Source organism: Janthinobacterium sp. BHSEK (assembly GCF_056174685.1).
On the sequence record NZ_JBWBYV010000030.1, the window covers coordinates 98,661 to 116,532 of the forward strand.

Consider the following 17,872-nt stretch of genomic DNA (forward strand, 5'->3'; position numbering starts at 1 on the left):
GACGCAGTGCAGGTGTTGCCGGACGCGTTGTAAGAAAAACCGACGCTGCCGCTCAAGGCTGCTCGTCTTGCGGCAAGGAGCCCAGCAGGGCGTGCAGGTGGGACAGCAGGCGTTGCCCTGGCACATAGTCGCGCATGGCCGTGGCCAGTTGGCGCGCCGCCAGTCTGGCGCGGCCATCGTCGAGCATGCGCGTGGCGGCATGGCGCAGGGTGGTTTCCTGGAAGCGGTCGGCGCGCAGCAGCAGGCCGGCGCCGGCGCCGGCGATGCCGTGCATGTTGAGGAATTGATCGAGGTTGCCGGCGATGCCGATGACGGGCACGCCTGCCGTCAGCGCCTGCTGGCTGGTGGGGCTGCCGCCGTTGCAGATCACCAGGCTGGCGCGGCGGGCGGCCGCGTCGCCCGGCAAAAAGGGGGCGACATAGGCATTCGGCGGCACGGCATCGACGCGGATGGTGCCGGCCGTGGCCGCCAGCACGGTGACGGGCAGGGGCGCCAGCGCGCGCAGCACGCGCGGCAGCAGCTGCCCCTGGCCCGAGCTGCCGAGGGTGACATAGATGATCGGGCGTCCGCTGCTCAGTTCAGGGCGCTGCCACCAGGCCGGCAAGTCGAGCGGCGGCGCCCAGATGACGGGGCCCAGGTAGTCGTGCGTGGACGGCATGCCGTGCGGCGGGAACAGTTGCGGAATATCCGCGTACAAGGTGCGGTCGGCATCCGTGTAGATGCGCCGCAGGTCGCTGCCCAGCGAGGGCAAGCCATGGCGGCGGCGCACGCGGTTCAGGGGCACGGCATGCGAGGCGAAGGCCAGCGGCCGGATCAGGCGGAACAGGGGATCGGCCAGCCAGATGGGCAGCATGCCGGTCAGGGGCAGGCTGGGCACCGTGTAGTGCTGGCGCACCCAGGGACTCCAGTAGGCGTTGCTGATGGTAATGTAGGGAATGCGCTGCAGGCGCGCGCTGACGGACAGCGACAGGCGGAAGTCGCCGATCACGAGATCGGGCTGGACGGCATTGAGCAGGCGCAAATCGTCTTCCACGTACGCGTGCAGGGTGCTTTCCGTGTAGACGGGCTTGCCGTGGGCCAGCGCTTGCAGGAATTGCAGCGACGAAATGCTGTCGATGCGCCAGCGCCGGAAGGGGACTTGCTTGAAACAAAAGTCATAGCCGTCGGCGCAGGCAAAATGCACCTCATAGGCGTCCTCGTCCAGGTCCTGGGCCAGGCTCAGGGGACGGCCAACATGGGCCAGGGTCACTGCCTCGGCCATGAATAAGATTTTCTTGCGCGCCATCGTGTGGGGATCGCTTGCACTCGTACCGTAGGGGATGCTCTCCAATTGGAGCGGCGCCGCGCCGTTTAGTTCCCGAGGCATGCCACAGGCGGGCGCCGGGCATTTGCCGCATCGGCTACAGTGGGACAAAAGGAGGCTACCATGCAGCCACGATTCCGTCATGCCCCGCTGCGTGCGCACAGCACGCCCGAACCCGATATGCCGCCACCGCCGGAAGGCGATCCCCTCACGCCGCCGCCGGAGCAGCCGCCGCACATCGACCCTGTGCCGGTCGAGGAACCGACGCCGCCGCCGCCGCCCGTCAAGATGGGCTGAACGGCAGGCTGCGTGCCGCGTCTGCTGCCGACGTGTGGTTTATTTCCAGTCGGAAATGGAACACTTGCGCGGCGGTATAGCCACGCCATTTAAACAACAAAAATCTCAATAAATGTTGCCGAGTGGATACAAATCAAGCTTGAACTGTCGAGTGTCATGCGGCCGTCACGATTCTGTTCTTATAATGAGACATCATAAAAATTCTTGTACAGGAGACCATCATGGGCAATTCCTTGCATAACAAAATCTACCTGGGCCGTCGCCCTGTGCTCACCAGCAAGAACCTCGCCGCGCTGGCGCTGGCGGGCGCCGTGGCCGGCTGCGGCCTGGCCTGGCTGCTGCTGCGCAGCTACAAATAAGCGTCTTCTCGTCCGTGTTTCAGCCGCCTGGCCGCATGGCGGGCGGCGGTAGATTCACGTTGCCTGTTGCCGATGCGCAGCGGGGCGCGTACCATGGGGGCCGAACACCTGGCCTTTTATGGAAAAGTAATGAAGAACGAGAAATTAACAACCGATGAATATGACGCGCTGGAGCAAGTTGCACGCGGCATCAAGACCGAGCGCCCGAGCGCCTGCGTTGCCCGCAATGCCAAGCGCCTGTCGGGCCTGAAGCTGCTCAGCTATGCGCGCGATGGCCGTCTGTCCATCACGGATAAGGCGCAGCAACTGCTGTTCCTGCGCCGCTGCATCATGGGCTTGCGCGCCGTGGCCGCCGATCCGCTGACCAAGCTGGACACGGAAGTGGCATACTTCCTGGGCAAGAAAGCCCACATCGTGGCGCGCGCCGAAGGCGAGGGCCACGACATTTCCGACAAGGGCCGCGAATCGCTGGCCGACATCGACAACCTGGGACTGTAACAGCCTGTCCCGGCAACCGGCCCCTGGGGCCGGTTTTCACATCCCCCTCACTTTTATTTCCCCTTTGGAGAACACTTTGGACAGCGCGATGAACTGGTCGGCCCACGAACTGACGATGACGGTCCTGATGACGCCCGATATGGCCAACTTTTCCGGTAACGTGCACGGCGGCACCATCCTGAAATACCTCGACAGCGTCGCCTACGCCTGCGCCAGCCGCTATTCGGGCAGCTATGTGGTGACCTTGTCCGTGGACCAGGTGATGTTTTTGCAGCCTATCCACGTGGGCGAGCTGGTGACGTTCCTGGCCTCGATCAATTACACGGGCACGACGTCGATGGAAGTGGGCATCCGCGTGGTGACGGAAAACATCCAGCAGCGCCTGGTGCGCCACGCCAACAGCTGCTATTTCACCATGGTGGCCGTGGACGCCAACCGCAAGCCCGTGGCCGTGCCGCCGCTGGCGCTGGAAACGCCGGAGCAGCAGCTGCGCTTCGAGCAGGCCAAGCTGCGCAAGCTGTCGCGCCAGAAGGTGTCGAAGAAATAAAGCGTTGCGGGCATAAAAAAACGGCCGCCAGAGTGATCTGGTGGCCGTTTTTTTATTGCTTGCCGCCCGTTGGCGGCATGGCGCCGTGATTAACGGTCGCCGTAGCTGCGGCGTGCGCCGTCGGTGCTGCGCGGGTTCGAACCCTTGTAGCCGCCGCCGGTGCTAGGAGCGCCGTCTTTACGCGGTGCGCCTGGCTTGCTGAACGTGCGTTGGCCTGGCTTCGCGCCGCCACGGTTGTCGCCTGGTTTCCAGCCGCCTGGACGGGCGCTCGAACGTGGTGCCGATGCCGTTTTCTTTGGCTCGAAACCTTCGATGACATTGACCGGGATCAATTGCTTGGTGAAGCGTTCGATGCGCTTGACGTTCATGCCTTCAGCGTGGTTCACCAGCGAGATGGCCAGGCCATTGCGGCCAGCGCGGCCGGTACGGCCGATGCGGTGGACGTAGTCTTCCGGGAACTTCGGCAGATCGTAGTTGAACACGTGGGTGATCGTCGGCACGTCGATGCCGCGGGCGGCAACGTCGGTGGCGACCAGCACTTTGACCTGGCCGCGGCGCATGCCGTCCAGGGTGCGGTTGCGCGCGCCCTGATGCATGTCGCCGTGCAAGGCGGCAGCCGAGAAACCGGCGATGTTCAGACGGTCGGCGATGGTGTCGGCGTCACGCTTGGTGGCGGTGAACACAACAGCCTGGTCCAAGGTTTCGTCGCGCAGCAGGTGGTCCAGCAGGCGATTCTTGTGCGACAGGTCGTCGACGAAGTGGACGCGCTGGGTGATGTTTTCATGCTTGTTGCTCGAGCTTGCCACCTGGATGACCAGCGGGTTTTTCGTGATGCGGCGCGCCATGTTGCCGACCACGCCATCCAAGGTTGCCGAGAACAGCATGGTCTGGCGGCCTTCCGGCGTCGCTTCGACGATCTTTTCGATGTCGTCGATGAAACCCATGTCCAGCATGCGGTCGGCTTCGTCCAGCACCAGGATTTCCAGTTGCGAGAAGTCGATCTTGCCCGAATCCATGTGGTCGATCAAACGGCCAGGGGTAGCGACCAGGATCTCAGGATTCTTGGCCAGCAACTGCATTTGTTTAGGGTAAGGCATGCCACCCAGGATCGACACAGCCTTGATGCGGCGGATGCCGGTGCTGTACTTGTCGGTGTTGGTCGTCACTTGCAGGGCCAGTTCGCGCGTTGGCGTCAGCACCAGCATTTTTGGCTGGGCAGCCTTGAAACGTGGACGCTCGCCGCGGGCGCGCGATGCTTGCATTTCCTGGTTTGGCGTCTTGCCGGCGGCGCTTTGTTCGGCGCTGGCCAGTTTGTGCAGCGATGGCAGCATGAAAGCTGCCGTCTTGCCCGAACCGGTCTGCGACGAGACCAGCAGGTCACGGCCTTCGATCGCGGCTGGAATCGCTTGCGACTGTACCGCGGTTGGCGCGGTGTAGCCCGATTCGGTCAGAGCGGCGAGGATGGACGGATGCAGGCCTAAGGATTCAAATGTCATTCTTTTTCTTTCGTGAAAATCAGCGTTCTTGCAAAAAGCAGAACGCAAAATAGCAACGCCAACCAAAACGAAATGACTCAACTAGAAAGAAATTTCGGCACAAAAGCTTTGCGCCGGGACGGTGTCAGGTGCGACACACAAGGCGGGAGGGCTTTATTAAGCGGCATCCTGTGGATGCGCTAAGGCTTGCGAAGCTGCTAAGTTTGTAGTGCATGTAACTGCGGTGTTGCCATCGCTTCAAGGAAACATATTGCAGCGCACAACGACACTATACCGTATTTGCCGCCGTTTTGCACGGCCTAAATGGGAAGAAACGACAGTCCTACCACGTTTTGATCATGTTTCCTATGTGAAATCAGTAGGAATACGTAGTTTTCTTCCGTTTAATGGAGCATGGCCACGATGTCGGCGGGCAGCGGCGGCGCCTGTCGCGTTTCCCTGGCCAGGTTGATTTGCCGGGCCGCTTGCGCCACGTCGACCAGGTGCCAATTACTCTACTTCCGGATTGACGGCCATTACTTGCGAAAAGCCGCCATCGACGTAGGTAATCTCGCCCGTGATGCCGGAAGCCAGGTCGGACAGCAGGAAGGCGGCCGTGTTGCCCACCTCTTCGATGGTGACGTTGCGGCGCAGCGGGGCGTGCTCGGCCACGAAACCCAGCAGCTTGCTGAAATCCTTGATGCCGGAGGCGGCCAGGGTCTTGATGGGGCCGGCCGAGATGCCGTTGGCGCGGATGCCGCGCGGGCCCAGCGATTCGGCCAGGTAGCGCACGGACGCTTCCAGCGAGGCCTTGGCCAGGCCCATGGTGTTGTAGTAGGGCACGGCGCGCACGGCGCCCAGGTAAGTCAGGGTCAGGACCGAAGCGCCCGGATGCAGCAGGGGCAGGGCGGCCTTGGCCATGGCGGGGAAGCTGTAGGCGGAAATGTCGTGCGCGATGCGGAAGCTGTCGCGCGACAGGCCGTCGAGGAAGTCGCCGGCGATCGCCTCGCGCGGCGCGAAGCCGATGGCATGCACGAGACCATCCAGATGTTCCCAGTGCTGCGCCAGGTCGCGGAAGACGGCGCTGATCTGTTCATCGCTGGATACGTCGCAGTCGAACACCAGTTCGCTGCCGAATTCCGCCGCGAATTCCGTGATGCGCTCCTTGAAGCGTTCGCCCACGTACGTGAAGGCGAGGGTGGCGCCTTCGCGGTGGCAGGCCTTGGCGATGCCATAGGCGATGGAGCGGTTCGACAACAAGCCCGTGATGAGGATTTTTTTGCCTTGCAAGAAAGCCATGACGACTCCTGTCTGGGGTGGTGGGGCGGATGTGCAACCGGCCGCGACAGCAAAGCTGTGGCGGCCGGCGAGGTGGCTCTATACAGATCAGGCGATCAGTGGCGGGCCTTGGCGCGACTGTTGCCGCCGCCGCGCTGGATGCGCGGTTTCACCAGGGAAATTGGCGCCGTTTGCACCTTGCCGCCCTTGGCGGCGCGGCGCAGTGCCTTGGCGGCCCGTTCCGGACGGTCCGCTTCCAGCAGCATGGTGGCGCTGTCGGCGATTTCCTGGGTGATGTCCTTGTTCATCGTGGCCGAGGTTTTCGGCACGAGGATGGTGGAGCCGGCGCGCAGGCTGGTGCGCTGCGGAATGTTGTTGGCCTGGCGCAGCACGTCGGCCGTGGTGCCGAATTTCGACGCCAGGGTTTCGATGCGCTCGCGCGCATTCGTGATCTTGTGCGTGGTCCAGCTCGACAAGGCATGGCCCCATTGCGCCAGGTTGGTGGTGAACTTGGCAGCGTTTTCCTGTGGCAACAGAATCTTCGTCTTTTCGCCGCCGATGATGACGGGGCGGTTGAATTGCGGATTCAAGGCCTTGAATTCATCCATCGACAGTTCGGCCAGCTGGGCGGCGACGGTGATGTCGATGTCGCTGGTCTTGTCGATGGCCGTGAAATAGGGCTGGTTGTCGACCACGGGCAGGGTCAGACCGAACTGGGCCGGATTGGCGATGATGTTTTTGACCGCTTGCAATTTCGGCACGTAGTTGCGCGTTTCGGCCGGCATCAGGTCGGCCAGGCTTTCGAAGTCGGTCGGTTTGCCCAGCGCCTGGTTTTTCTTGATGGCGCGCTGCACCGAGCCTTCGCCCCAGTTGTAGGCGGCCAGGGCCAGTTGCCAGTCGCCAAACATGTCATACAGGCGCTGCAGATACGTCAGGGCCGCATCGGTCGAGGCCAGCACGCCGCGGCGTTCGTCCTTGAACATGTTTTGCTTGAGGTTGAAATCGCGCCCCGTGGCGGGCACGAATTGCCACATGCCGGCCGCGTTGGCGCTGGAGAACGCTTGCGGGTTGAAGGCGGATTCGATGAACGGCAGCAAGGCCAGTTCCGTCGGCATGCCGCGCTTTTCCAGTTCCTGCACCACGTGGAAAATGTAGCGCGAGGCGCGCGCCGTGGTGCGGGCGATGTAGTCGGGGCGGGTGGCGTACCAGTTGACGTGGTTGGCCACCAGCTGGTTGTTAATGTCGGGAATCGCATAGCCGCTGCGGATGCGGCCCCAGACGTCGGCTTCGCGCAGCGGATCGGAATTGTCGCTGAGGTTTTTCAGCAGACGGTCGGTCTTTTGCAGGCGGTTGTCGAGGGTGGGGAGTTTCGCCGTGACCTGGGCGGTCATCGGGATCAGGGCCGGCGTGGCGGCGGCGACTGGCGCGTTATCGCTCTCAACACCGGCTTCGTACGCCTGGCTGAGGGCGGGCGCAAGCGCCAGGGCCAACGCCGCCAGGACGGTAGATTTAAAGGAGTTTTCGTGCATAGTGTTCCATTGTTGTCGTCGGAGAAACATCGGACAGACCCATGATCAAGCTGCGAGTGTACGTATATCCACATGCCGGAGTCAAGAATTATGTCAGCATGATGACAGGAAATAAGCGGCAATAAGTGGGAAGCGGCTGAGTTTCCATTCGCAAATGCTGTCATTATTGCAAATTTAATTTGCCCAATGCGCGATTCGGCCGCTGTTATAGCATACATGGCGACGAGGCTGGCGCAAGCCTGGCCGTCGTCCGGTATGAGACTGCGCAAAGAGTGCGTACAATTTGGCTTTGGCCGGCCATTCGGCTGCCGGCCGCCTTATTGATAGAGAGTCAAGTATATGAACACCCCGCCGCGCCACGACGACGACAACGCCGTCATCATCGCCAATACCGTCGCCTGGCTGGAAAAGGCCGTGATCGGCCTGAACCTGTGCCCGTTCGCCAAGGCCGTGCACGTCAAGAAGCAGATCCGCTATGTGGTGTGCGAATCGAGCAATCCGGAAGATCTGCTGGCGATGCTGATGGACGAGCTGCAAACCCTGGCCGACACGGACCCCGAGCAGATCGACACGACCCTGCTGATCCACCCGTACACCCTCAACGATTTCCTCGACTACAACGAATTCCTCGATGTGGCCGACGCGGCCGTGGAAGACATGCACCTGGCCGGCGAACTGCAGGTGGCCAGTTTCCACCCGCACTACCAGTTTGCCGAGACGTTCGAGGACGACATCAGCAACTACACCAACCGTTCGCCCTACCCGACCCTGCACCTGCTGCGCGAGGACAGCATCGAGCGCGCCGTCGAGGCGTTTCCGGAAGCGTCGGAAATCTTCGACAAGAATATCGCCACCCTGGAAGCGCTGGGCGTCGAAGGCTGGGAAAAGCTCGGCTTGCCGAAGGTATCCTGATGGCTGACAAGGAATTGCCGCCGCGTCCAGACACGCCCTGCGTGGCCGTGTGCTCGACGACCTTCGATGAAATCTGCCGCGGCTGCGGCCGCACCGTGGTGGAAGTGGCCCACTGGGTGTCGATGACGGATGAAGAGAAGGAAGTGGTGTGGGTGCGCATCCTGGCGCAGGGGTATCCGCGCCGGAATACTTAATAGCGACGCAATAGAGTATTGCATTACTCCATTGCGTCGACGCTTAAGCAAATCGTAGCGAGCGGCGATGATTTGTGGCTAAGAAGCGCAGCCGTACTCAAGTACGGCGAGCATCGCAGGCCGCAAAGCGCGCCGCGCAGTAGATTTGCTTATGCGTCTCAGAAGCTGCCGATAAAATCCTTCTTGCCCACTTCAATGCCATTGTGGCGCAGGATGTCGTACGCCGTCGTCGCGTGGAAGAAGAAGTGCGGCAGCGCGTAGTGGAACAGATAGGTCTGGCCCGTGAAATGCTTGGTCTTTTCGCCGCTGCCGGTGGTGATGGCGCGCGTTTCGCTGCCGTCGATGTCCGCTTGCGGCAGGCTTTCCAGGAAGGCGATGGTTTTCACGATGCGCGCCTTCAGTTCCGCAAAGCTCTGTTCGCTGTCTTCATATGGCGGCACGGCCACGCCGGCCAGGCGCGCGCCGCAGCCCTTGGCGAAGTCGGTGGCGATCTGGATCTGGCGCACGAACGGCAGCATGTCCGGGAACAAACGGAATTGCAGCAGGGCGTTCGGGTCGATTTTCTTGTCTTGCGCGTGCGTTTCCGCCTTGTCCAGGATGGCGGCCAGGCTGCCCAGGATCTGTTTGAAGACGGGGATCGATGCGGAGTAGATGGAGAAGGTCATGGTGGTTCCTCTAGGTAAAGTGGCGCGATGATAGCAAGCTGCGCGCTTTTCTGCTGGCGCTGGCCGGGCGCGCGGGCTTGCTTGTGGTTTTTCCACCCTGTCTATATGACATGCGGTAGCCGCTGGCGCGTGTTTATTGGTGACTTTTCCCGCTTTTTCCATGCATAATTGCTCCTGAAAAAGTTTCTTCCCGCCTTATCACCCAGATTCCCCGTAAAGTTCGATGATCGCCCGCCTGATCCCTGTTGCCCTGTTGTCGCATGTTTAATTCACCTTATCAGCGCCTGCGCGCCAGCCTGCGCGTGCTGTACGGCTCGTCGATCTATGGCGCCCTGCTGCTGGTGGTGTTTGGCGGCCTGGTCGTGCCCGCCATCTTCGGCAGCTATGTGCTGGTCGGCGTGCACGAGCGCCAGTCGGCGCGCACCAGCCTGAACGAGGCCTTGCAGCGCAATGCCGACATCCTGGCGCTGGGCATGCAGGAGTCGCTGTGGAACATGAATGCGGAATCGGCCCATTCGCTGGTCGAGTCGGTGATGCGCGACCGCGCCGTGCTGCTGGTGAAGGTGCTGGGGCAGGGCGACACGGAATTCATCCGCCTGCAGGCGCCGCAGCGGCCCGTGGGCAATCTGTACCGCGCCGAACGCGACATCCTCGTGCGCGGCGAACGCATCGGCCACGTCGTCGTCGAGATGGACGATGCGCGCAGCCAGCAGGAGCTGCGCGAAAAGCAGATCTCCTATATTTTCGTGCTGGGCGCGCAGCTGGCCGTGTCGATGGCGCTGATCGTGCTGTTCCTGAACCGCCGCCTGCTGAAACCGCTGCGCCGCCTGACGCGCTTTTCCGACCGCCTGTCGCACGGCGATTTCGACACGCCCCTGGTCTCGCACAGCAATGACGAGCTGGGACGCCTGACGGCCCAGCTCGAGCAAATGCGCGCGGCCATCGGCCAGTTGTTCGAGGACGTGGGCCAGCGCGAAGAGCGTTTCCGCACCATCGTCACGCAGGTGCCGGGCGCCGTCTTCCGCTACCGGCCCGACGGCCCCATCGATTTCGTCAGCGATGCCATCGAAGAGATTTCCGGCTATTCGGCGCGCCAGTTCATGCGCGGCACCACGCATGCCTGGGCCGACCTGATCTGCCCGGAAGACCGCCGCGAGCACCGCCGCGCCGTGCGCCAGGCGGTGGCCGACGTGCGGCCGTATGCGCTGGAATACCGCATCGTCGATGCCTTCGGCATCGAGCGCTGGGTGGCCGAGAATGGCCAGCCGCAGGCGGGCGAGCAGGGCGTCATCTGGGTCGACGGCATCATTGCCGACATCAGCCAGCGCAAGCACCACGAGATGCGCATCGAAGCGCTGCTCACGGAGCAGAGCGCCATCCTCGACAACGTGATGTTCGGCGTGATGTTCGTGCGCCACCGCCGCATCATTTCCGTCAACCGCCGCTGCGAGGAACTGTTCGGTTACGGCCATGCTGAGATGACGGGCAATTCGACCGCCATCGTGTTCATGACCTCGTATGACTTCGAGGAGGCGGGCGAGCGCCAGTATCCGGCCATGGCGACGGGCGCCGACTTCAGCGAGGAGCGCCAGTACAAGCGCCGCGACGGCAGCCTGTTCTGGGCGCTCGTCAGCGGCTGCGCGCTCGATCCGCTGCGCCCCAACGAAGGCAGCATCTGGGTGTATGCCGACATCACGGCGCGCAAGGAAGCGGAGGAAAAGCTGCGCCTGTCGGCCACCGTGCTGGAACACATCGCCGACGGCGTGATGGTGGTCGATGCCAGCGGCATCATCGTCACCGTCAATCCCGCCTTCACGCAGATCACGGGCTACAGCGAAGCGGAGGCGCTGGGCCGGCACTCTTCGCTGACACGCTCGGCGCGCCACGACGCGGCATTCTACGAGGCCATGTGGGACGAGCTGAAGACCAGCGGTTTCTGGCGCGGCGAAATCTGGCACCAGCGCAAGAACGGTGAAGTCTATCTGGAGTGGCTGACCATCAGCGCCGTGCGCGACGCGCGCGCCGGCACCACGCATTACGTGGGCGTATTCAGCGACATCACGCTGATCAAGCAGTCGCAGGAAAAGCTCGACCACATGGCGCACCACGATCCGCTGACGGCGCTGCCGAACCGCCTGCTGTTCCATGACCGCCTGCAGCATGCCTTGCTGCGCGCCGCGCGCGACCAGGAGCAGCTGGCCGTCCTGTTCATCGACCTGGACCGCTTCAAGAACGTCAACGACACCCTGGGCCACCATGTGGGCGACGAATTGCTGCAAAAGGTGGCCGGCCAGCTGGCGGCCCGCCTGCGCGAAGGCGATACCCTGGCGCGCCTGGGCGGCGACGAGTTCATCGTGCTGCTCGAGGGTATCGACGGCGAGTACGGCGCGACGCAGGTGGCGGAAAAGCTGATGACCATGTTCGACCAGCCGTTCACGGTGGCCGACCACGAACTGTTCGTCACCTGCAGCGTGGGCATCAGCCTGTATCCGGACGATGCGCTGGACTTGAACATGCTGATCCGCAACGCCGACGTGGCCATGTACCAGGCCAAGGCGCGCGGGCGCAACGGCTACCGCTTCTATGCGCCGTCGATGACGGGCGAGGGCGTCGAGCGCCTGCGCCTGGAAACCTTCCTGCGCCGCTCGATCGAAAAGAACGAAATCTTCCTCAATTACCAGCCGCAGGTGGAAATCGACACGGGCCGCCTGGTCGGCGTCGAGGCGCTGGTGCGCTGGAACCACCCGGAACTGGGCCTGGTGCCGCCCGCGCGCTTCATTCCGCTGGCCGAGGACAGCGGTTTCATCAACCAGCTGGGCAAATGGGTGCTCGACGAAGCGTGCCGCCAGATGATGCGCTGGCAGGCGCAGGGCTTGCACGTGCCGAAGATGGCCGTCAACCTGTCCGTCAAGCAGTTCGAGCGGGGCAGCATCGCCGGCATGGTGGCCGACATCCTGAAGGAAACGGGACTGGAGCCGCAGCGGCTGCAGCTGGAAGTGACGGAATCGGTGATCATGAACACGGGCGACGCCCTTGGCTTCATCAACGATCTGCACGCCATCGGCGTGGGCCTGGCCATCGACGATTTCGGCACCGGCTATTCCTCGCTCGCGTATCTGAAACAGCTGCCCGTGCAAACCCTGAAGATCGACCGCTCCTTCATCAAGGATATCTCGACGGACGTCAACGACGAAGCGATCGCCATTGCCATCATCCAGCTGGGCAAGAGCATGCAATTGTCCGTGATCGCCGAAGGCGTGGAGACGGAAGAGCAGGCCGCCTTCCTGCTGCGCCATGGCTGCAAGCTGGCGCAAGGTTATTTTTATAGCCGTCCGGTGCTGGCACAGGATATGCTGGAGCGCTGGAGCGCTGGATCGATCACTCACCACTATAAAGGATAGCCCATGGCCGCAGAATCCTCCCCGTCGCGCCGCCGTTTCCTGCTCGGCGGCCTTGGTCTCGGCGTGGCCGGCGTGGGCGCCCTGGTGCTGGGCTGGGGCGTGCTGCCGCCGCGCCAGCGCCTGCACGGCAGCGCGCCGCTGCCGCTGCATGATGGCGCCGTGGCCTTGAACGGCTGGCTGGCGATTCAATCGGACGGCACGGTGCTCCTGGCCATGCCGCGCAGCGAGATGGGGCAGGGCGTGCACACGGCCTTGCCGATGCTGGTGGCCGAGGAACTCGACGTGCCGCTGGCCGGCGTCAAGCTGATCCAGGCGCCCATGGATAAAATCTTCGGCAACGTCGCCATGCTCAAGGACAGCCTGCCGTTCCACCCGGATGACCAGGGCCGCGTCAAAGCGCTGGCGCAGTGGACGGTGGCCAAGGCGGCGCGCGAACTGGGCGTGATCGTCACGGGCGGCTCGTCGAGCGTGAAGGATGGCTGGGGCCCCATGCGCGAGGCGGGGGCGTCCGCGCGCGCCATGCTGGTGGGGGCCGCCGCCGCGTTGTGGCAGGTGCCGGCCGCGCAATGCCGCACGGAAAATGGCGCAGTGCTCCACCCGGACGGCCGGCGCGCCAGCTACGCCAGCCTGGCGCAGCGCGCCGCCGCCATCGATCCGGGCACGCCCGTGCTCAAATCCCCTAAGGATTTCAAGCTGATCGGCCAGCCGGCGCCACGCCGCGACACGCCGTCGAAAGTGAATGGCAGCGCGCGTTTCGGCATCGATGCGCGCCCGCCGGGCATGCTGTACGCGGCCCTGCATCTGCCGCCGCGCCTGGGCGATACCCTGGCCGCCTTCGACGCGGCGCCCGTGCTCGCCATGGCCGGGGTCAAGAAAGTGCTGGACCTGACGCCGCAGCTGGCCCAGCGCAGCGTGTCTTGTGCCGCCGTGGTGGCCGATACCTGGTGGCGCGCCAGACAGGCCGCTGCCGCCTTGCCGACGCAGTGGAAGGCGGGCCAGCACGCGAACTTGTCCAGCGCGGGCGTGTATGCGGAATTTGCCCGCCTGCTGGACACCGAAGCCGGTTATGCCTACCACGCCAGCGGCGAGGTGGTAAGTAAAGCCGTGCAAGGCTTGCGCAGCGTCAAGGCCGAATACCGCGCGCCGTTCCTCGCGCACGCCGCCATGGAGCCCGTCAACTGCACCGCGCAGGTGAAAAATGGCAAGGTGATGCTGTGGGTCTCGACGCAGGCGCCCGGCATCGCCATCGACGTGGCGGCGAAGGTGGCCGGCGTCGATGCGAAGGACGTGGCCATCGAAGTGCTGCTGCTCGGCGGCGGTTTCGGCCGCCGCCTGGAAGTGGATATGATCGCGCAAGCCGTGGCCATCGCGCTGCAGTGCGATGGCGCGCCCGTGCAGCTGGTATGGACGCGCGAACAGGACACGGCACACGATATGTACCGTCCCGCCGCGCTGGCCCGCTTCGCGGCCCGGCTCGACGAGCACGGCCGCATCGCTTCCTGGGAGAATAAATCCGTCAGCGGCTCCATCACGCACCAGTTTCTGCAGCGCAATTTCGGCTTGCCCGGTGCGGGGCCGGACAAGACCACGGCCGAAGGCGAATTCGACATGCCGTATGAAATCGCCAACCAGCGCATCGCCCACGTGATCGCCGACAGTCCCGTGCCGGTCGGTTACTGGCGCTCGGTCGGGCATTCGCACAACGCTTTCTTCAAGGAAAGTTTTATCGACGAACTGGCGCACGCGGCGGGGCAGGACGGCATCGCCTTCCGCCGTGCCATGCTGGTGAACCATCCGCGCCACCTAGCCGTGCTCGACGCGGCGGTGGCCAAGGCGGACAGTCCTCCGCCCGGCCATGCGCATGGCGTGGCCCTGCACCAGTCGTTCGGCAGCATCGTCGCGCAAGTGGCGCAAGTATCGGTGGAAAACGGCGAGATCCGCGTGCGGCGCGTGGTGTGCGCCATCGATTGCGGCATCGCCGTCAATCCGAACATCATCGCCCAGCAGATGGAGTCGGCCGTGCTGTTCGGCCTGTCGGCGGCGCTGGGCGGCGAGATCACCTTCAAGGATGGCAAAGTCGAGCAGAGCAATTTCCACGACTATCCCGTGCTGCGCATGGGGCAAACGCCCGAGGTGGAAACCATCATCATCGCCAGCGCCGAGCATCCCGAAGGCGTGGGCGAGCCGGGCACGCCGCCGATCGCGCCAGCCGTGGCCAACGCGGTGTTCAGTCTGACGGGAAAACGGCTGCGCAGCCTGCCGCTGCGCCTGGCTTGATGTGGATCAGGCCAGGGTGGCGGCCAGCAGATGACGCAGATTGCAGTCGCGCTGCCAGTCGCGCCGTTCCTGCGTGCTGGCGGCCAGCGCCGCCAGTTCCCCGGCGCTGAGCGCCTGCTGCGCCTGCACCATGCGGTGCGCCAGGCCGCCGTCGGGCAGCACGGTGCCGAAGAAGGCCACGTTATCCTCGTGCTGGATCAGCAGGGTGGGGAAGTTGTCGATGTCGAGGTCGCCGACCACGTCGGCCTGGTCTTCGATGTCGATCCAGACGAAGACGACGTCCGGGTGGCGCGCGGCCAGTTCCTCGAACGTGGCGCGGTAGCTGCCGCAGGTGCCGCACCATAGCGCGCACAGGCAGGCCACCGTCCAGCGCGGGCCGGCCAGGGCTGCCGCGACGTCGGCGCGGTTATCGGTCGTGAGGGTCAGGCTGTGCATGGTTGTATCTAGTTGGTAGGCGGATGGACGCGGGGCGCCCGATGCGCGTATTCTACCGCGCCCGGCCCCCGCGGTCCCGAGAATGCATGAGCTTGTTTATGGGTGTTTTTTGATGCAATACACCTTTCTGGTGGATAATGCTGATAATTGCGCGCTGATTACGCTGGTCCATGCTGTTTCCTGGCCCCGCAGCCTGACCCCTCCAGTCTGTTCTCATGCCCTGCCCGGTGTCAGCGCTCCCGCCTTTGTTTATTTTTATTATGGAATTAGCCAGCTTATGTTGAGTTACCGCCACGCCTTTCACGCGGGTAATCACGCCGATGTGTTGAAGCATTATGTGCAGATTCAGTTGTTGCAATATCTGAATCAAAAAGATACCGCCTATAGTTATATCGATACCCACTCCGGCGCGGGCGTGTACGCGCTCGACGGCGGTTATGCCTCGAAAAATGCCGAGTACGAAACGGGCATCGCGCCCCTGTGGGACCGCACGGACTGGCCGGCCTCGCTCGCCGAGTACATGAAGCTGATCAAGGAAATGAATCCGAGCGGCAAGATGCGCTACTACCCGGGTTCGCCGTACTGCGCCGACAAGGTCAGCCGCGAGCAAGACCGTTTGCGCCTGTTCGAACTGCATCCTGCCGATGCAAAGATTCTGGCCGACAACTTCCGCAAGGTCGAGGCGCATGCGCTGGCCCAGGGCGAGCGTCCCACCGTGCGCGGCAAGCGCGTGCTCATCACCAAGGCGGACGGCTTCCAGAGCCTGAAGGCTCTGCTGCCGCCGCCATCGCGCCGCGCGCTGGTGCTGATCGACCCGCCGTACGAAGACAAGATGGATTACCGCAAGGTCAAGGACACCCTGGCCGACGCCCTCGTGCGCTTCCCATCCGGCATGTACGCCGTCTGGTATCCGGTGCTGCAGCGCATGGAATCGCGCCAGTTCGCCGACAAGCTCAAGCAATTGCCCAGCTCGGACTGGCTGCATGTGACCCTGACGGTCAACACGCCGTCGCCGGATGGCTTCGGCTTGCACAGCAGCGGCATGTTCATCTTGAACCCGCCGTACACCTTGGAGCCGATGTTGCGCGAAGTCATGCCTTACCTGGTGAAGGTGCTGGGCCGCGACGATGGCGCGAAGTTTGTGTTGGAGACGGGCAAGGGCGGCCAAAAGAACACCGGTACACGGCGCGTATAGTCGTCCTCGGTTGGTGCTGCAATAAAAAACGCCACGGTTGATGCAGCCGTGGCGTTTTTTTATGAGAGGGAGATTACTGTCCCAGCAACAGGAACACGGTCGGTTTCTTGTGGAAGTCCGGTGCCTTGCCAGCGGCCAATTGTTTCTTCCACTGTCCGCCATTCCACGTCTGCACGCTTTCCGAGTCCAGGCTCAGGTCGGTGGCGACGCAGATCAGGGTCGATGGCGCGCATTGCGCCACGAGGGCTTCGAGCATGGCGGCGTTGCGGTATGGCGTTTCGATGAACAGCTGTGTCTGCTTTTCATTGCGCGACCGGCTTTCCAGTTCCTTGATGCGCTTGGCGCGCAGGGCCGCATCGGTGGGCAGGTAGCCGTTGAAGGCGAAGCTCTGGCCGTTCAAGCCGCTGGCCATCACGGCCAGCAGGATCGACGACGGTCCCACCAGCGGACGCACCTTGATGCCGTGCTGATGCGCCAGACGCACCAGGTCGGCGCCGGGATCGGCCACGGCGGGCACGCCCGCTTCCGACACGAGGCCCGCGTCGCGGCCCGCCAACAGCGGTGCCAGCAGGCCAGCCAGCGCTTGCGCCGGGGTATTCACGTTCAGTTCGGAAATCGTGATTTCCTGCAGCGGCCTGGCCAGCGGATGCTGGCTGCCGATCAATTTCAAAAAGGCGCGCGCCGTCTTGGCGTTTTCCGCGACGAAATAATCGAGTTGCGAGGTGATCTGCCGTACTTGCTCCGGAATGATGCGGGCCAGCGGGTCGATGGCGCCGTCGGACAGGCCGAGGTGGTTGGGGATCAGGTACAGGGTGCCGGTCATATTCTTAGCTTTGTATTGGCCGGGGTCAGACCCGTCGGGTCTGACCCCAGGGTGGTTAAGGGGTGAAAAACGCCACGCCCGCCTTGCGCAGCATGCCGGTGAGGGCGATCAGCGGCAAGCCTGTGAGGGCGGTCGGGTCGGTGCTGTCGATGCGTTCGAGCAGGGCGATGCCCAGGCCTTCGTTCTTGGCGCTGCCGGCGCAGTCGTACGGCTGCTCGATGCGCAGGTAGGCGTCCAGTTCCGCGTCGGGCAAGTCGCGCACAGTGACGAGGGTCTGGATGTCTTCCACCTGCGCCACGGCGGGAGTGTGGCGCCCGTCGAGCAGGCATAGTGCCGTGTGGAACACGGTCCGGCGCCCGCGCATGGTTTGCAGTTGGCGCAGGGCATTGGCATGGTTGCCGGGCTTGCCGATCTGCGCGCCGTCCAGGGTGGCGACCTGGTCGGAGCCGATGACGAGACTGCCAGGATAGCGGTCGAGCACGGCCTGCGCCTTGGCCTGGGCCAGGCGCAGGGCCGTGGCGCTGGGGCTTTCGTCTGGCAGGGGGCTTTCGTCGAGATCGGGCACGGCCACCTCGAAAGGCAGGCGCAGGCGTTGCAGCAATTCCTTGCGGTAGGTCGAACTCGATGCAAGAATCAAGCGCGATGGGGCGGAAGTTGGTATCATTCGGCAGTGGATGGCGGCCG

The 17,872-nt window shown here is 63.5% G+C and carries 17 protein-coding genes; 9 read left to right on the forward strand and 8 right to left on the reverse strand.

Features of this window, described 5'->3' with window-relative positions; genetic code table 11:
• Positions 1–52: 52 nt before the first annotated feature.
• The gene (locus AC0V2Y_RS11975; protein WP_475415289.1) at positions 53–1,261 is read right to left on the reverse strand and encodes a nucleotide disphospho-sugar-binding domain-containing protein; all 1,209 of its coding nucleotides are present in this window, start codon (positions 1,259–1,261) and stop codon (positions 53–55) included.
• A gap of 165 nt (positions 1,262–1,426) precedes the next feature.
• Between AC0V2Y_RS11975 and AC0V2Y_RS11980 the strand changes: the two genes are divergently transcribed.
• The 4 genes from AC0V2Y_RS11980 (at position 1,427) to AC0V2Y_RS11995 (ending at position 3,004) form a co-directional block, all read left to right on the forward strand.
• Complete coding sequence (locus AC0V2Y_RS11980) at positions 1,427–1,600, forward strand: hypothetical protein (RefSeq protein ID WP_475415290.1); 174 nt, start codon at positions 1,427–1,429, stop codon at positions 1,598–1,600.
• 221 nt (positions 1,601–1,821) lie between these two features.
• Positions 1,822–1,959, forward strand: coding sequence for a hypothetical protein (locus AC0V2Y_RS11985; protein ID WP_475415291.1), 138 nt, complete (start codon positions 1,822–1,824; stop codon positions 1,957–1,959).
• A 129-nt stretch (positions 1,960–2,088) separates the two neighbouring features.
• Positions 2,089–2,457, forward strand: coding sequence for a hypothetical protein (locus AC0V2Y_RS11990; protein WP_121670010.1), 369 nt, complete (start codon positions 2,089–2,091; stop codon positions 2,455–2,457).
• An 88-nt stretch (positions 2,458–2,545) separates the two neighbouring features.
• Entirely contained in the window at positions 2,546–3,004 is a 459-nt protein-coding gene (locus AC0V2Y_RS11995; protein ID WP_086147498.1) for an acyl-CoA thioesterase, read from the forward strand.
• A gap of 89 nt (positions 3,005–3,093) precedes the next feature.
• On the opposite strand, the gene AC0V2Y_RS12000 is transcribed toward AC0V2Y_RS11995, so the two are convergent.
• The 3 genes from AC0V2Y_RS12000 to AC0V2Y_RS12010 all read right to left on the reverse strand — a co-directional run bounded on the left by AC0V2Y_RS12000 (position 3,094) and on the right by AC0V2Y_RS12010 (position 7,286).
• Complete coding sequence (locus tag AC0V2Y_RS12000) at positions 3,094–4,500, reverse strand: DEAD/DEAH box helicase (protein ID WP_071322891.1); 1,407 nt, start codon at positions 4,498–4,500, stop codon at positions 3,094–3,096.
• Between the two features lie 489 nt (positions 4,501–4,989).
• Positions 4,990–5,778 carry an enoyl-ACP reductase FabI gene (gene fabI / locus AC0V2Y_RS12005; protein WP_070311433.1) on the reverse strand — a complete coding sequence of 263 codons (789 nt, stop codon included), beginning with the start codon at positions 5,776–5,778 and terminating at the stop codon, positions 4,990–4,992.
• A 95-nt stretch (positions 5,779–5,873) separates the two neighbouring features.
• On the reverse strand, positions 5,874–7,286 hold the full coding sequence (locus AC0V2Y_RS12010) for a transglycosylase SLT domain-containing protein (RefSeq protein ID WP_475415292.1): 1,413 nt from the start codon (positions 7,284–7,286) through the stop codon (positions 5,874–5,876).
• Positions 7,287–7,625: 339 nt separating this feature from the next.
• On the opposite strand from AC0V2Y_RS12010, the gene AC0V2Y_RS12015 reads away from it, so the two are divergent.
• Positions 7,626–8,198: a DUF1415 domain-containing protein gene (locus AC0V2Y_RS12015; RefSeq protein ID WP_096238580.1), complete on the forward strand. Its 573-nt coding sequence runs from the start codon at positions 7,626–7,628 to the stop codon at positions 8,196–8,198.
• The gene (locus tag AC0V2Y_RS12020) at positions 8,198–8,392 is read left to right on the forward strand and encodes a DUF1289 domain-containing protein (RefSeq protein ID WP_034749680.1); all 195 of its coding nucleotides are present in this window, start codon (positions 8,198–8,200) and stop codon (positions 8,390–8,392) included. Before AC0V2Y_RS12015 ends, AC0V2Y_RS12020 begins: the two co-directional genes overlap by 1 nt.
• Before the next feature lie 158 nt (positions 8,393–8,550).
• Here the strand turns inward: AC0V2Y_RS12020 and AC0V2Y_RS12025 are convergent, their stop codons facing one another.
• A complete protein-coding gene (locus AC0V2Y_RS12025) occupies positions 8,551–9,057 on the reverse strand; it encodes a DUF1993 domain-containing protein (protein WP_071322895.1) in 507 nt (168 codons plus the stop codon).
• Between the two features lie 260 nt (positions 9,058–9,317).
• On the opposite strand from AC0V2Y_RS12025, the gene AC0V2Y_RS12030 reads away from it, so the two are divergent.
• Positions 9,318–12,458, forward strand: a complete 3,141-nt coding sequence (locus AC0V2Y_RS12030; protein WP_475415293.1) for a sensor domain-containing protein — start codon at positions 9,318–9,320, stop codon at positions 12,456–12,458.
• Between the two features lie 3 nt (positions 12,459–12,461).
• Positions 12,462–14,735, forward strand: coding sequence for a xanthine dehydrogenase family protein molybdopterin-binding subunit (locus AC0V2Y_RS12035; RefSeq protein ID WP_475415294.1), 2,274 nt, complete (start codon positions 12,462–12,464; stop codon positions 14,733–14,735).
• A gap of 6 nt (positions 14,736–14,741) precedes the next feature.
• On the opposite strand, the gene AC0V2Y_RS12040 is transcribed toward AC0V2Y_RS12035, so the two are convergent.
• A complete protein-coding gene (locus tag AC0V2Y_RS12040; RefSeq protein ID WP_475415295.1) occupies positions 14,742–15,170 on the reverse strand; it encodes a thioredoxin family protein in 429 nt (142 codons plus the stop codon).
• Between the two features lie 277 nt (positions 15,171–15,447).
• Here AC0V2Y_RS12040 and AC0V2Y_RS12045 point away from each other — a divergent pair, with 277 nt between their 5' ends.
• On the forward strand, positions 15,448–16,365 hold the full coding sequence (locus AC0V2Y_RS12045; protein ID WP_092714677.1) for a 23S rRNA (adenine(2030)-N(6))-methyltransferase RlmJ: 918 nt from the start codon (positions 15,448–15,450) through the stop codon (positions 16,363–16,365).
• A 73-nt stretch (positions 16,366–16,438) separates the two neighbouring features.
• Here AC0V2Y_RS12045 and AC0V2Y_RS12050 read toward each other — a convergent pair whose 3' ends face one another.
• Entirely contained in the window at positions 16,439–17,188 is a 750-nt protein-coding gene (locus tag AC0V2Y_RS12050; RefSeq protein ID WP_475415296.1) for an SAM-dependent methyltransferase, read from the reverse strand.
• Positions 17,189–17,243: 55 nt separating this feature from the next.
• Positions 17,244–17,852 carry a Maf-like protein gene (locus tag AC0V2Y_RS12055; RefSeq protein ID WP_475415297.1) on the reverse strand — a complete coding sequence of 203 codons (609 nt, stop codon included), beginning with the start codon at positions 17,850–17,852 and terminating at the stop codon, positions 17,244–17,246.
• Positions 17,853–17,872: the final 20 nt, after the last annotated feature.